The organism is Paenibacillus sp. 01T443, from assembly GCF_056398325.1.
Map to the genome: position 1 here is coordinate 1 of NZ_JBFTPE010000027.1, position 14,712 is coordinate 14,712.

General features: G+C 47.5%; 12 protein-coding genes. 10 read left to right on the top strand and 2 right to left on the bottom strand.

Annotated features, from left to right (window positions below):
- The first annotated feature begins 278 nt into the window (after positions 1-278).
- The 9 genes from AC1DLI_RS29740 (at position 279) to AC1DLI_RS29780 (ending at position 12,120) form a co-directional block, all read left to right on the top strand.
- Positions 279-1,337: a GntR family transcriptional regulator gene (locus tag AC1DLI_RS29740; protein ID WP_477608575.1), complete on the top strand. Its 1,059-nt coding sequence runs from the start codon at positions 279-281 to the stop codon at positions 1,335-1,337.
- 167 nt (positions 1,338-1,504) lie between these two features.
- Complete coding sequence (locus AC1DLI_RS29745; RefSeq protein ID WP_477608577.1) at positions 1,505-2,881, top strand: ABC transporter substrate-binding protein; 1,377 nt, start codon at positions 1,505-1,507, stop codon at positions 2,879-2,881.
- A gap of 59 nt (positions 2,882-2,940) precedes the next feature.
- Complete coding sequence (locus AC1DLI_RS29750) at positions 2,941-3,834, top strand: carbohydrate ABC transporter permease (protein ID WP_477608579.1); 894 nt, start codon at positions 2,941-2,943, stop codon at positions 3,832-3,834.
- Positions 3,835-3,874: 40 nt separating this feature from the next.
- The gene (locus AC1DLI_RS29755) at positions 3,875-4,711 is read left to right on the top strand and encodes a carbohydrate ABC transporter permease (RefSeq protein ID WP_308995985.1); all 837 of its coding nucleotides are present in this window, start codon (positions 3,875-3,877) and stop codon (positions 4,709-4,711) included.
- Between the two features lie 4 nt (positions 4,712-4,715).
- The gene (locus AC1DLI_RS29760; protein WP_477608581.1) at positions 4,716-7,190 is read left to right on the top strand and encodes a family 43 glycosylhydrolase; all 2,475 of its coding nucleotides are present in this window, start codon (positions 4,716-4,718) and stop codon (positions 7,188-7,190) included.
- A gap of 33 nt (positions 7,191-7,223) precedes the next feature.
- Positions 7,224-9,005 carry a glycoside hydrolase family 2 protein gene (locus tag AC1DLI_RS29765; RefSeq protein ID WP_477608583.1) on the top strand — a complete coding sequence of 594 codons (1,782 nt, stop codon included), beginning with the start codon at positions 7,224-7,226 and terminating at the stop codon, positions 9,003-9,005.
- 20 nt (positions 9,006-9,025) lie between these two features.
- On the top strand, positions 9,026-9,973 hold the full coding sequence (locus tag AC1DLI_RS29770) for a glycoside hydrolase family 43 protein (RefSeq protein ID WP_477608585.1): 948 nt from the start codon (positions 9,026-9,028) through the stop codon (positions 9,971-9,973).
- A gap of 97 nt (positions 9,974-10,070) precedes the next feature.
- Positions 10,071-10,808 carry a GTP cyclohydrolase II gene (locus AC1DLI_RS29775; RefSeq protein ID WP_477608587.1) on the top strand — a complete coding sequence of 246 codons (738 nt, stop codon included), beginning with the start codon at positions 10,071-10,073 and terminating at the stop codon, positions 10,806-10,808.
- A 442-nt stretch (positions 10,809-11,250) separates the two neighbouring features.
- The gene (locus AC1DLI_RS29780) at positions 11,251-12,120 is read left to right on the top strand and encodes a DUF421 domain-containing protein (protein WP_477608589.1); all 870 of its coding nucleotides are present in this window, start codon (positions 11,251-11,253) and stop codon (positions 12,118-12,120) included.
- Position 12,121: 1 nt separating this feature from the next.
- On the opposite strand, the gene AC1DLI_RS29785 is transcribed toward AC1DLI_RS29780, so the two are convergent.
- Positions 12,122-12,454: a winged helix-turn-helix transcriptional regulator gene (locus AC1DLI_RS29785; RefSeq protein ID WP_308995979.1), complete on the bottom strand. Its 333-nt coding sequence runs from the start codon at positions 12,452-12,454 to the stop codon at positions 12,122-12,124.
- 155 nt (positions 12,455-12,609) lie between these two features.
- Here AC1DLI_RS29785 and AC1DLI_RS29790 point away from each other — a divergent pair, with 155 nt between their 5' ends.
- Complete coding sequence (locus AC1DLI_RS29790) at positions 12,610-13,584, top strand: aldo/keto reductase family protein (RefSeq protein ID WP_477608591.1); 975 nt, start codon at positions 12,610-12,612, stop codon at positions 13,582-13,584.
- A 78-nt stretch (positions 13,585-13,662) separates the two neighbouring features.
- Here AC1DLI_RS29790 and AC1DLI_RS29795 read toward each other — a convergent pair whose 3' ends face one another.
- On the bottom strand, positions 13,663-14,391 hold the full coding sequence (locus tag AC1DLI_RS29795; protein WP_477608593.1) for a hypothetical protein: 729 nt from the start codon (positions 14,389-14,391) through the stop codon (positions 13,663-13,665).
- Positions 14,392-14,712: the final 321 nt, after the last annotated feature.

The following is a 14,712-nucleotide window of genomic DNA, read 5'->3' on the forward strand; positions in this document are numbered from 1 at the left end:
ACATTGGATTTTGGATCGAAGGATACGAAATGGATCGATACGATGTGGCAAGAGGCAGGCAAGGTATGGGACGGCAAGATGACGGCAGCGGACTGGGCGAAGGAAATGCAGCCGAAGCTTCAGGAGCTGTATGACAAGGGCAACAAGTAAGCGGAATACGCAAGTTTAAAAGCTGTGCCTTCAGGTTCTTAACCTAGGAGGCACAGCTTTTTTTTATAAAGACAAATCATAACTAATTTAGTATACTTAATATATTAATATAAAAAAGAGGGTGCGACGTGAAAAATTATCCTTTATATAAACAAATCCAAGCGGATATTTTAGGACAAATCCAAACGGGGAAGCTGCGTCCGGGAGATCGTGTCCCTTCGGAAAAAGAGCTTGCAGAGCAATACAGGGTCAGCCAAATTACGAGCAAGAATGCTTTGATCGGACTCGCGGATGAAGGTGTGCTCGTTCGCGTCCAGGGAAAAGGGACGTTCGTTCGGCAGGATGGCGAATCCACTGTAGAAGCCGCAGCATCTAGCCATGCGAGAGACGTGATTGGACTCATTTTGCCGTGCATGAAGACCAAGGTGGATCAGAAGATCCTGGATTCCATTGAGAAATACGTGACGGCTAGCGGATACAGCTTGCAGGTTCGCATTACTCGAGAGTCTCAAATCGAAGAGAGTGCAGCAATTGAATCGATGGTCGCTTCCGGCGTACGAGGTCTCATTGTGTTTCCGACGGAAGAGGAGCGATATAATGATAGTATTTTGCGCTTGTCGCTTGATAAATTTCCGCATGTGCTGATTGACCGCTTCCTGAAAGAGATCCGAACATACAGCGTCAGCTCGGACAATGTGAACGGAACGGAGCAGGCGATTACGCATTTGCTGGAGATCGGCCACGAGCACATTGCGCTTATTACCCCGGAGATTACGAATACAGCGACCGAGGAGCGGTTGATCGGGTTCGAGAAAGCCTATCTGGCCAAGAAGCTTCCGATCGATAAGGATTTGTGGTGTATATTAAAAATCGAGGATATATCAAGCGGCAACGCGCAGCCTATAATTGAAGCCTTCATGAACGAGAGGCCTGCCGTTTCAGCTGCTTTCGTAGTTAATGTAGAGTTGACCAACTATACCTACTACGCCGCAAAACGTTTGAAAAAATCAGTGCCGGACGACATCGAGCTTGTCTGCTTCGACCAGCCGGATTTCCAGGATGTATCCTATTTACAGCAAAACGAGGATGAGATTTGCAGGGTTACGGTTGATTTGCTGCATGCGCAATTACAAGGCGAATATACGCCGCAGCGAATCGTCGTACCCGTGAAGTTTTGCAAAAAGTAAGCGTCAGCCTATATAGAGCATCTTTGCACAGCTTTTGTGCAGGGATGCTTTTTTATATTGTATTTAGTATATAAACATATAACAATATAATTTATAATGAGTTTATTGATTTAAGCGCTTACAGTTGGTGTCATGCGTGTTCAATTTACTAGGGAGGGTCAAACGAAATGAAGAGAAAACAATCGGCAAGGCTTGGACTTATTTTTCTATTATGCTTCGGGATGCTGCTGTCGGCATGCTCATCCGGCAATAATGGCAAAGGATCGGCAACGAACGGCAACGAAGGTAATAAAGAGCAAGGCGCGGAAAATACGCCGCAGGAGCAGGTGAAGATCTCGTTTATGGGACACGGCAGCCCGCAGGAGAAGGATATATTCACGAAGCTCATTAAGTCCTATGAAACGAAATATCCAAACGTAAAGGTTGAATATACAAGCGTACCACCGGCAGAGTACAACCAAAAGCTGTCCACGCTGGTCGCATCAGGCAAAACGCCGGATGTATTCTACGTATCGGGGCCGCAATTTTATAAATTCGCYGAGGCAGGCACGATTCAGAACCTGCAGCCGTTTCTAGAAACGACCGAGCTATTCAAAGAGGATAATGTATGGAAGCAGGCGCTCGACCGTTACCGCTACGACGGCAAGCAGCTCGGACAAGGTGATCTGTACGGCTTGCCGAAGGATGTAGGTCCATGGGCAATGGCGTACAACAAAACGATGTTCGAGGAAGCTGGAGTGGAATTGCCGCCGGCCGAGGTTGGCAAATGGACATGGGATAACTGGCTGGACGCAGCGAAGAAGCTGACGAAGGATGATAACGGCGACGGCAAAGTCGACATTTACGGCGGAGCGAACTTTACGCTGGAAGGAGCCGTATGGGCAAGCGGCGGAGACTTCATCGACTACGGAACAGGCAAGGTTACTATCGACACGCCTGAATTCGCAAATGCGATGCAGTGGGTTGCGGATCTTCGCTTGAAGCACAATGTAACCCCTTCGCCAGAGGACGAGAAAGCGATGAATGCATACTCTCGTTTCGTGGCAGGCAAGGTAGGGATGTTCCCGATGGGTCCGTGGGATCAACCGGGCTTCTGGGATTTGCCGTTTGAATGGGATATCGCGGCATGGCCGGTAAATCCGACGACAGGCAAGGCGGGAACATGGGTTGGTTCGATGGGCTACTCGGTATCGAGCAAGTCCAAGCATGCGCAGGAAGCATTTAACCTAGCCGCATTCCTAGCGCTGGACGCAGAAGGCCAGAAGCAAAACTATGAGCTGGGCCAAGCGGTGCCAAACCTAGTGGATATGGCAAAAGGCGAGTTTGTGGCCTATGATAAAGCGCCGGCTAACCGCAAGGTGTTCCTGGATATCATCGAGGATTACGGCCATGCGACATTGGATTTTGGATCGAAGGATACGAAATGGATCGATACGATGTGGCAAGAGGCAGGCAAGGTATGGGACGGCAAGATGACGGCAGCGGACTGGGCGAAGGAAATGCAGCCGAAGCTTCAGGAGCTGTATGACAAGGGAAACAAATAACGTTATATATAAACATTTAAAACTTAAATAACGAATAGCTAGTGCGAGGATGTGTACGCATGAAAAAAAGAAAACCTAGTTATATCCGCAAAGAATACGCTTGGGCTTATGGATTTGTGGCAGCGCCAGTGCTTGGCTTTCTCATCTTTGGAGTCGCGCCGCTTCTCTACTCGGCCTGGCTGAGCTTCACCTCGTGGGATCTCGTTACACCGCCTGAATTTGTTGGCTTTGAGAATTATGTGGAGGTTTTCCACGACGAGAAGGTGTACAAATCTCTCTATAACACGGTATTTATGATGCTTGGCATTCCGATCGGGATGGTAGTCGCGCTGCTGTTGGCGATTATGATGAACCGTCCGCTCAAAGGCATATCCTATCTTCGGACGATTTACTATTTACCGGTTATTTCCCCGATCATTGCCGTTTCGCTGCTGTGGCAGTGGATTTTGAATCAAGATTTTGGACTGCTCAATCAAACGATGTGGAACTGGTTCGGCATCGAAGGACCTAACTGGCTCGGAGATGCAAGCTGGATTAAGCCTTCCATGATTCTTATGGGCGTATGGGGCGGCGTTGGCGGTACGATGGTGCTTTACTTGGCTGGATTGCAGTCCATCTCGTCTACGTATTACGAAGCTGCTGAAGTAGACGGCGCAAACGCGTTCCAGAAGCTGTGGTTGATTACGATTCCGCTGCTCACGAATATTCATTTCTTCGTCGTCGTTATGGGCGTCATCGGCGCATTCCAGTCGTTTAGCCAGATTTACGTATTGGCAGGTGACGGCGGTCCGGAATACAGTGCGGCAACCGTTGTATTTTATATTTTCGAAAATGCGTTCAAGTACTTCAATATGGGCTATGCCAGTGCAATTGCTTGGGTTCTTGGCCTTATTATTTTCATCGTTACACTCGTTCAGTTCCGACTGTCGAAAAAATGGGTGTATAACGATTGATCGTTTACCGTCACAGTTTGCGAGGGGAGTTTGATTTCACATGCTGCAAAAAAGAATGACAAACCTTTGGGTGGCCTTAATCCTCTGTATCGGCTCGGTTGTCATGCTGGCACCGTTCGTATGGACGATTTCCACTTCATTAAAAGATCAACGAAACGTGTTCGAAATTCCGCCAAAGTGGATTCCTGATCCTGCTACGTTCAAAAACTATGTCACGGCTTGGAACGATTCTCCGTTGCTTAGCGGTTTTATGAACAGCATGATTATCGTCGTATTTGTTCTCGTCATCGGACTTTTTGTATCCACGATGGCGGCATATGCTTTTGCTAAAATCGAATTTCCGTTTAAGGATACGATTTTCCTATCCTTGCTTGGAACGATGATGATTCCGTTCTCGGTCGTTATGATTCCACAGTTTATTGGCTTCTCGAAGATCAACTGGACGGATACGCTGCTGCCGCTCATTGTTCCTGGCCTATTCGGGAACATCGTCGTTATTTTCTTCCTGAGGCAGTTTTTGGCGGGCGGTCTACCGAATGAGCTGGTCGAAGCAGCCAAGCTGGACGGCAGCGGATTCTTCCGCACCTTCTGGACGATCGCATTGCCAGTTGCCAAACCGGCGATTGCGGCTCAAGCAGCATTAAGCTTCATGGGGATCTGGAATGATTTTATGGGTCCGCTTATCTACTTAAGCTCGCCGCAGAAGCAAACGATTCAAGTCTTGATTGCTTCGATGCAATCACAATATATGGGCTCTTCTAACTATCCGGTTATTTTGGCGGCGTCGATCATATCCATGGTTCCCGTCATTCTCGTATTTTTCTTCTGCCAGCGCTATTTTATCGAATCAATGGCGATCAGCGGATTAAAGGGTTAACCGGATGCGAATATTTGTAGCAGGAAAAATGAGGGCGATGAAAGCTGTCGCCCTCCTTGCCGCAGCATTGGCGCTCATGCTGAGCGGCTGTGAATCCAGCCCGGATGAGAAAGAGATCACCCTGTTAAAGGAGGATGCAAAAGTGTATACGAACTCGTTCAAGCTGGATCAAGAGTGGGAGGATTACGGAATCGGAGATCCTTTCATCATGCGCTACAATGGTAGGTTTTACTTATACTGCAGTACAAAGGACTTCCGGCCCGGCATCAAAGCATGGAGCTCCGACAACCTCGTGGATTGGAGCTATGAAGGGCTGGTTACAGAGGATCCGATCACGACAGGCGCTTATGCTCCCGAAGTCTTTTACTGGAACGGAAGCTTCTATTTATATACATCGCCCGCCGGACAAGGACATTATGTGCTGCAGAGTGACAGCCCAACGGGTCCGTTCGTCGTCAAAACAGAAAATTTGGGGAACTCCATCGACGGCTCCGTATTTATCGATGATGACGGAAAATGGTATTTCACGAATGCGGGCACGCAGGGCATTGTTGCCCATGAGATGCCTGATCCGTTTACGATTGATGTCGGCGTAACGACTAACGCCTTTCTTGGGCACTGGACGGAAGGCTCGATGATCTGGAAGCGAAACGGCTTGTATTATATGACGTATACGGGCAATCATGTATTCAGCAATGGCTATCGCGTCAACTATGCGGTGTCAAAGGATGGCCCTTTCGGCGATTATGCATTGCCTGCGAACAATCCGATCGTCATCAGTGTAAAGGATGAATTTAAGGGGCTTGGCCATAGCGCGACGGTGCTTGGTCCGGATATGGACTCTTATTATTTGACCTATCATAATTTGGTTGGGCATTCCGCTGAAGGCCCCCCGGTACGCGAGCTCAATATTGACCGGCTTGCTTATAATGGCGATAAGCTGGTTGTGTTTGGTCCCACGCATGACCATAAGCAGCCTGCGCCTGCGATGCCAGCCTTGTATAGCTGGTTGTCAGATGGGATCGCGGCTGAGCAATGGGAAAAGACCGAGTCAGCTAAAGGCGAAACGGTGCTCAGCAAATTAGCGACAGAAGCGACGTTTATTGCCGAATATAATTTCCGATTGGGCGTAGCAGACGCTGCAGCGGATAACGGGATGGTTGAAGCGGTATTTTCATATACAGACGCATCTAATTATTCAGCGGTTATCCTATTGCCGTCGAAACACGAGCTTCATTATATTACTGTAAAAAATGGTACAGAGCAGCATGGCGGATATGCCGCGCTTCCTTCTGACTTTGATTACTCGAAGCTGCATACGATACGCGTGGAGCGGCGTGACGACCGTGTTCTTGTTTTCTTTGACGGGATGAAGAAGCTGGAGGAAGAAACGGCTGGTCCAGGTGAAGGGAAAATCGGGTATGTCGCAACGAATGCGAAGCCGATCTATGAATATACGGCATTCACGAATGATGCAGGCGGCAGCAGTGATTTTGAGGCTTATAAGCCTGTGCCTGGCATGATTGAAGCGGTTCATTATTTGAAGGAAGCGGAACGAGGCTTCCACGTAGAGCAGAAGTCCTCGGAGATAAGCGAATACCGGGCGGCAGACGGCGTACCCATTCAAAAAAGCGATGACGGCAGCTACGCCGTAACGCTGCAGCAGCCCGGAGACTGGTTAAAATACAAGCTCAATGCGAAGGCTGATGCGAAGTATGGAATCGGTCTAGCTCTCCGGAAGCCAGAGAAGGATATCGTGCTGGAATGGTCCATAGACGGAGGAGATTCGGTAAAAACGAGGATTCACGCAGATGATCCAGCGTTTACGGAGGACACGGCTAAGCTTCGAATCGGAACGTTGGATATTTCTGCAGGCTTTCATGAACTGAAGGTTGAACTGAAAAGCGGCGCGGCTGTTATTCAATCTTATGAACTGTTTACTGCCGAGAAGCTGGAAGAGCAGCAAACTTTCGAACAATTGCCTGTGCAATCGGGCTTTGGGTTATTTAACCAGGACGATCAAGCTTATAACGGCAGCGGGACAGAGGATGACCGCTTATTTGCGGGCAGCGATGCGTGGGATGACTATACGTTTTCGGTTGACGTGAAGCTGAATGCCGACACGGATATTGGCGGTCTATTTATTCGCGAGACGAATGAATCCTATCATCGCGATCAAGTGAGAGATGCGGCGATGGGCTATTATATCGGCATTTCTTCTTCTCAGCTGACCTTAAATCGTTTGAACTATGATTCCGTGCTTATAGCCAGTGAAACCGTAGAGCTGGAGACGGGACGCGTTTATACGCTGAAGGCAGAAGCAAAAGGCGGGACTATTCAAGTATTTCTAAATGATGAGCCGAAGCCGCTAATTCATTACACGGATCCGCATCCGTTTTTATACGGCAAGGTAGGCATTCATGCCGAGCGCTCAACTCTATCATTCTACGATTTAATCGTAAAACCAATAAAGAAATAATATAAACATAAGCAATAGGACTGGAGTGGGAACATGATTGAACCATCACGAAATGAATATCCTAGACCGCAGTTTGAACGGACTTCCTGGCTTAATTTAAACGGGGAGTGGGAATTCGCTTACGACGATACGAATGCAGGCTGTGACAATCGATGGTATGAGGGAGAAAATTTTGACCGTAAGATCCAAGTGCCGTTTTGTTATCAAAGCGAGCTGAGCGGCATTAATGAACAAGCATTTCACGATATCGTGTGGTACCGGAAAAATGTCGAGCTGCCTACTGAGTATGCCGGAAAACGCATTATCCTTCATTTTGGCGCAGTCGATTACGAAGCAAAGGTATGGGTGAACGGGCATTTGGCAGCATCCCACGAGGGAGGGCACACCCCTTTTCAAGCCGATATTACGGCAACACTTCATGCTAGCGGGGCGAACAGCATCGTTGTGCGCGCTCAGGACTACAGCAAAGATGTCACGCTGCCTAGAGGCAAGCAGTATTGGAAGGAACAGTCGGAACAGGTTTTCTATACACGGACGACTGGCATTTGGCAAACGGTATGGATCGAGGCGGTGAATGCTGCGCATGTGGACCGTGTGAGGCTGACGCCGGATATCGATTCCAACAAAATTCATATTCGCACTTTTATTAAGGGCACGGAATTATACAAAGGCTTACGCCTCAACATAAAAATATCCTTTGCGGGCGAGCTGATAGCTGAGGATGTCATTCGTGTCATGGCGCAGGAAGAGGAAGTTTCCATTAAGCTGCATGACTTCAATGATCACGGCCTTGGACGCTGGTGGTCGCCGGAGAAGCCGCATCTCTATGACATCGAATTTAGGCTGCTGGACGGCGATGAAGAACTTGATCAAGTGAAAAGCTATTTCGGTATGCGGAAAATATCGATTGAAGATGGCGTTATATGCTTAAATAACCGTCCTTATTATATGAAGCTAATTTTGGATCAAGGTTATTTCCCAGGCGGCGTGCTTACGGCTCCAAGCGATGAAATGCTGCGTACGGACGTGGAATTGACGAAGCAGATGGGGTTCAACGGCGCGAGGAAGCATCAGAAAATAGAAGATCCACGTTATTTGTACTGGTGCGATAAGCTTGGATTGCTTGTGTGGGGAGAGATGGCAAATGCCTATCAATTCTCGGAGCAATATGTAGGCCGAATTACGAAGGAGTGGCAGGAAGCGGTTCAACGCGATTATAACCATCCTTGTATCGTCGTCTGGGTTCCGCTGAATGAGAGCTGGGGAACGCCAAACATTTTAATCGATAAAAGACAGCAGCACCATGCTTCCACGCTCTATTATTTAACCAAATCGCTGGATGACACTAGGCCGGTTATTTCGAATGACGGCTGGGAGCATGTGAAATCGGATATTTATACAGTTCATGATTATGAAAGCCGCGAAGAAGTATTAGCGCGCAGGTATGCAACGCCCGAGTTATCCGTTAAAAGCGATCCGCAAGGCAGAAAAATAATAATTCCCGGATTCTCTTATCAAGGCGAGCCGGTACAGCTGTCGGAATTCGGAGGGATTTCATACATTCAAGGCAGCGGAGAAGGCTGGGGTTACTCTTCGGCGAAGGATGATCAGGACTTCTTGAACCGTTTAACCGCGGTGATGCGTCCGATTATCGCTGCCGGCGGATTGCAGGGCTATTGTTATACGCAGTTGACCGATGTCGAACAGGAGAAAAACGGCCTGTTGTCATTCGAACGCGTTCCTAAGCTTCCGATTGAAACCTATCGCCAAATTGTATCGGGCGCGACTCCGGTGTTAACGGGCGGATTGGAATAGTCATAGAGGGGCGGCTTGAAATGGATAGAACATTTGTGAATCCTATTCTGATGGGCGGAGCAGATCCGTGGATGATGAAGCATTCAGACGGCAAATATTATTTGATGGTAACCAAAAGAAGCTGTTTGGAATTAAGATCGGCTGCTTCGATGACCGGAATCGCTGAAGGACGGCATGAGGTTATCTATACGCCGCCTGCCTCGGGTCCCGGAAGTCAGAATCTATGGGCGCCGGAATTGCATGTGATCAACGGCAAATGGTATATATATTTCACCGCTAATGATGGCGGAGGAGATGATACAAGGAGAGTTTATGTGCTTGAGAACGAGCATCATGATCCATTTGAAGGAACGTGGTTAGAGCGCGGCGCCGTAAATACGCAATTGCCGGGACTGGATGGAACGGTGTTTCACCATAAAGGGACGCTGTATTTCTTATATGCCGGATATGGTCATTTTCCCGATTACGGTTCTGCTATCTATATCGCCAGAATGGAAAACCCTTGGACGATTGCTACCAAGGAAACCATGCTTACGAAGCCCGAGTTTGAATGGGAGAAGCAAGGCGGCATGGCTATTAATGAAGGACCGGTTGTTATACAGAGGAATGGCAAGCTGTTTCTCGTGTACTCTGCTAGCACGACATGGGCGGATGACTATGGATTAGGCATGTTAATAGCAGACGAAACATGCGAGCCGACCGATTCCGCTGCTTGGACGAAGCTTCCGCTGCCGGTATTTAGTAAATCGCCAGAACGAAACGTGTTTGCGCCAGGACATAACAGCTTCACCGTATCGCCTGACGGGACAGAGGATTGGATTGTCTATCATGCCCTTTCTGAATCAGGCGCACCGACGGAAACACGAAGCACGAGAATTCAAGCTTTTGGCTGGAATGAGTCAGGTTATCCGGATTTTGGCGTCCCTGTTGCTGTCGATACAAAGATCCCTTTGCCATCAGGTGAATAGCCATATTAAGATCATGAACCAAAGCAGAGCATAGCGGGTATGCTTACCGAACATAATAGTCCAAACAACTATTATATAAGTCAGGAGCATACCCCTCATGTACACAGAAGCTGTCTCCGTTATGGACAATAAGATAAAGGTTATCGAAAGTGAAAAAGGCATTATTTATTTAGTGGGGCCGATCCAGCTTCCGGTAAAGCTGGACGAAGGTGAAGCGGTATTTGACTGGTACTGCTGGCTGCTGTGCAAAGAAAAGCTGGATGATGCCGAGCAGATAATCAAGAAGCTCTCTGCCATTAACTTAGCGGAAATGCAGCAATCCAGCGTGCTTGTATACGGAGATTTCGAGCAAGCCGATGAGGCTTGGATTCGGATGCACAGCATTTGCCACACAGGAGATATCTTTGGGAGCAAACGCTGTGATTGCGGGTATCAGCTGCATGAGTCGATGCGCATGATTGTCGATAAGGGCTCAGGCGCTTTATTTTATTTGGCGAATCATGAAGGTAGAGGCATTGGTTTATTTAGTAAGGCTATGGCTTACTTGCTGCAGGAGAAAGGTTTTGATACGGTGGAGGCGAATGTGGAGCTTGGTTTTGTGGATGATGCCCGCAATTACGGAGACGCTATTCGCGTGCTAAAGTCACTGCGGTCGAAGCCGGTCGCGCTTATAACGAATAATCCCAAAAAGCTTGATGCGCTTCAGGCCGCGGGGCTTGATGTAACCGATCGAATTCCGCTTTGGGGGGATCGATCCGAGCATAATGAACGTTATTTGGATACCAAAATAAACCGTTCAGGCCATCTTGCGGCAAGCGCTTGTCCTAACGAATAAAGGCCATAAAAAATTGGATAGGGCTGTCCCGTTAACGCATAAATGCGCTAGCAGGACAGCCCTTAGTTGTATCGTATATTTAACCGGACCTCTTCTCAAATGAAAGGCCGTATGGAATCCCCTTGTTAACAGCAAACAGCATGTGTACCAAGTTGTCTAAAACTCGCATCCTAAAACAACGAAAGCCCTACCTCTCTTCCGTCCTCGCGGCTCCGATGACCGCGCCAGTGTGAATCAGAAATACATCACGAAACAGGTTTGGGATTAACAGCAAAGAAATCAAAATCTGAGGAAAACATTGAATCTTACTGGGGATATGCTGGGGTTAAATATAATACATTCTTTATATTGTACTACATATATTTATGAATTGCAATAGTTGAATGGAAAACGAATGACTTTAGCTATTCTGGACACTCTAGGAACGGAAGGGGGAATAGACATGCCAAGTTGGTTGGAAATTGTAATTCGCACATTGGCTGCTATCGTCATTTTATTTGCGCTGACAAAGGCGCTGGGAAAACGCCAAATATCGCAGCTATCGCTGTTCGAGTACATAACCGGCATATCGATCGGTAATATTGCCGCCTATGTGTCACTGGATCTCGATAATCTATGGTATTTGGGTATGGTCTCATTAGCGGTTTGGGTTAGTGTTTCGGTAGCTATGGAATTTGTAACGATGAAAAGCAAAAAGGTACGCGATTTCGTTGACGGTAAGGGGACTGTTCTCATTAAAGATGGTCAAATGCTCAAAAAGAATTTGCATAAGGAACGGCTGACGATAGATGAAGTGCTGGAGCAATTGCGAAAAAAGGATGTTTACCGCGTAGCTGATGTGGAGTTTGCGGTCATGGAATCAAGCGGTGAGGTCAACGTGCTGCTGAAAAAGGAATACCAGCCTATAACCGCTGATCTTCTTGGCTGGAAGGTGGCAAGCGAGCATGAAGCGCAAACCATCATGATGGATGGAGATATTCAAGATGAGGTTTTGGAGAGGTTAGGTCGTAATCGCGACTGGCTGCTGCATGAGCTTAAGACTAGGAACTTAAAAGAGGAGGAAGTCTTTTTAGCTCAGATGGACAGCAACGGTCAGCTTCTTCTCCAAACGGGTGAAGAGGGCAAGCATCCGCAAAATAGCTCATCAAAGCCGAAGGAGCGAGTTGCCATTCTTATGGAACAGTTTGAGGCGGAGCTGCTCCGCCTTGAACGGTTATCTCGGAATGAGAACGATCGCAGAGTGTATCAGACTGCGCRCGACCGGTTTCAAGCAAGCATAAATTCGCTGCCCGATCGAGCGTTAAAGCGTTAAGCTAGTTCCATCTTGCTGACCAAAGCTTCATTTCTTTTAAAATATGATGCAGGTCCTCGCCCTTTGGGGTTAGGGTGTATTCGACTGTGACGGGTACTGTTGGAAAAACCTTGCGTTCGAGCACGCCCTTGTCTTCTAGATGACGGAGCGTGCTTGTTAACGCGCGCGGGCTTACCGCCGGGATGAGCCTCTGAATTTCTCCGAATCGTTTGGTGCCGCAAAATAACTCTCTCAACACAAGAAATGCCCATTTGCCTCCGATGACATCTAATGTCTTCTCGATATTGCATTCAATATGAACGGGCTCTTTCGGGATGTAATTTTGTACGCTCAAAACGTCATACCCCTTTTCGTTTATTACTATCTATGAGTATAGTATATATATTAAAGATAATAAAATGAAAAAACATTCACTACTTACATTAAAACATAAACTGCTATACACTACTACTTGAGAGCGATGGAAAAGCCAAAGAGGAGTGTTATAAGATGAAATATAGAAGACTTGGCAATAGCGGACTTAAAATAAGTGAAATCGGACTTGGAAGCTGGCTGACTTACGGAACGGCAACGGAGACGGAAACGGCTCAAGCATGTATACATAAAGCCTATGAACTTGGCATTAATTTTTTCGATACGGCGAATGCTTACAATAATGGAGAAGCAGAAAAGGTAATGGGGGATGCTTTGAAAGCGTATACGCGCAGCAGCTACGTTCTCGCGACAAAAGTATTTTTCCCGATGGATTCAGGTCCCAATGACCGCGGCTTATCCAGAAAACATATCGTTGAGCAATGTGAAGCCAGCTTAAAGCGTCTTGGCACCGATTACATTGATCTCTATCAATGCCATCGCTATGATTCGGATACACCGACGGAAGAAACACTTAGGGCACTCGATGATTTGACCGCGCAAGGGAAAGTGCTCTACACGGGTATCAGCGAATGGACCGCGCAGCAAATTACTGATGCGGCTCAGACAAGCAAAAGGCTTGGTCTTCGTCCGCTCGTATCTAACCAACCGATCTACAATATGTTTGAGCGATATATCGAGCAAGGAGTTGTTCAAGCATGCGAGCAGGAAGGCCTCGGACAGGTAGTGTTTTCACCGCTCGCACAAGGCGTTTTGACCGGTAAATACAAGCCGGGACAAGCCATTCCGTCAGACAGCCGCGCGGCAAACAATAAAACCAATGGCGTTATTAACAGCTATTTGCGTGAGGATGTGCTGCAGGTGGCTGAGAAGCTCGAGCAGTTGGCAGCTAGCATTGACGCATCACTGTCGCAATTTGCACTGGCATGGGTGCTGCGTCAGTCTAATATCACCTCTGCAATTATAGGATCCAGCCGTCCGGCTCAAGTGGAAGAGAATGTGAAGGCTGTAGATATTGTGCTTACGGATGATTTGCTCGCGCAAACCGAGGCTATCTTAGCGGAAGTAAAAGGCTTCGCGCCCATGCGTTAATTCCAAATAAAGTAAGAAGGCCAAAAAGGCTCTTCATCGGAAGAGCCTTTTTGCTATATATAATAGAAGCGATTTTTTTTATTGATCCATTTGAGACTCGGAAGGGCTATTGGTGCCTGGCTGTGTGATCGGAGGAGGCATTTCTTTGCCGCCGGCAAAATGATATTTCACCACAGTATTGAATTGATCTATCCAAGGCATAAGCGAGCGTCCGCCCCAAGCTTCTTTGGCAAAATCATTAAAGTAGTTCACGAATTCCATGTTAGCCGAGATGTGGACCTCTTGGACCGAAGGCGCAAGCTCACGAACTTTAAGCGCTACCGTTTGTTTCAGTTCATCGGACAAGTCATTAATATCGTTCACGGAAAAATAGGAATTGTAAGGTGAGACTAGAGCGCGGCTGTTCCCGTAAGGGCTGCCGGTATCATGGTTATAGACGCCTTCGTTGGTACCGGTATTGTCCTGCTCGCTTCTTCCGCCGGAATTTCGTGTGCCCACCGCTGTCCAATCCAGCATTAGACCGACATACGCGTTTTTGTCCGTAAGCATAACGATAGCGGATGCAATGCCATTTAAATCCGTTACCTTGCGAGAAATGGCGGAGCTGTATTCGAAAAAGGAGTTATCATGCTGATGCGGATTAGTGGACAACGGGCCGTAGGATTTGCTGCCCAGCATCTTCGGATCGTTAGCCTGGCGGCTTCCGTAATCGGTATCGCTTCTCTGGGCGAGTTCTTCGTAATTGCAGCCTGCAGCTGCCGTAAGCACTATCGCAGAAAGCAGCAGCGCAGCTATTCGTTTAACCATATAGTGAGGACCCCCATTCATACGATAATGGCTTTAGTTTTTGCCTTGGGAGCTTAAATATACGTTTAAGCGGGTATACATAATTGACCATGGGTTTGGTGCACAATGTAGGATAGAGAGAATGCCATGATGACAGGCATAACATAACGAAAATGTAAGCGGAAAAACGTTGTAATGATGCGTTTTTGACAGCTTTGAGAACAATTTGTGAACTCTCTGTGGAACATTGACAAATAGGGTCTTCAACTTTATATTTAATAAAGTGATTTAAGTTGCAGGAGTTGTAATAACATCTGTGAAACACGCAGCCAGCCGCATGCC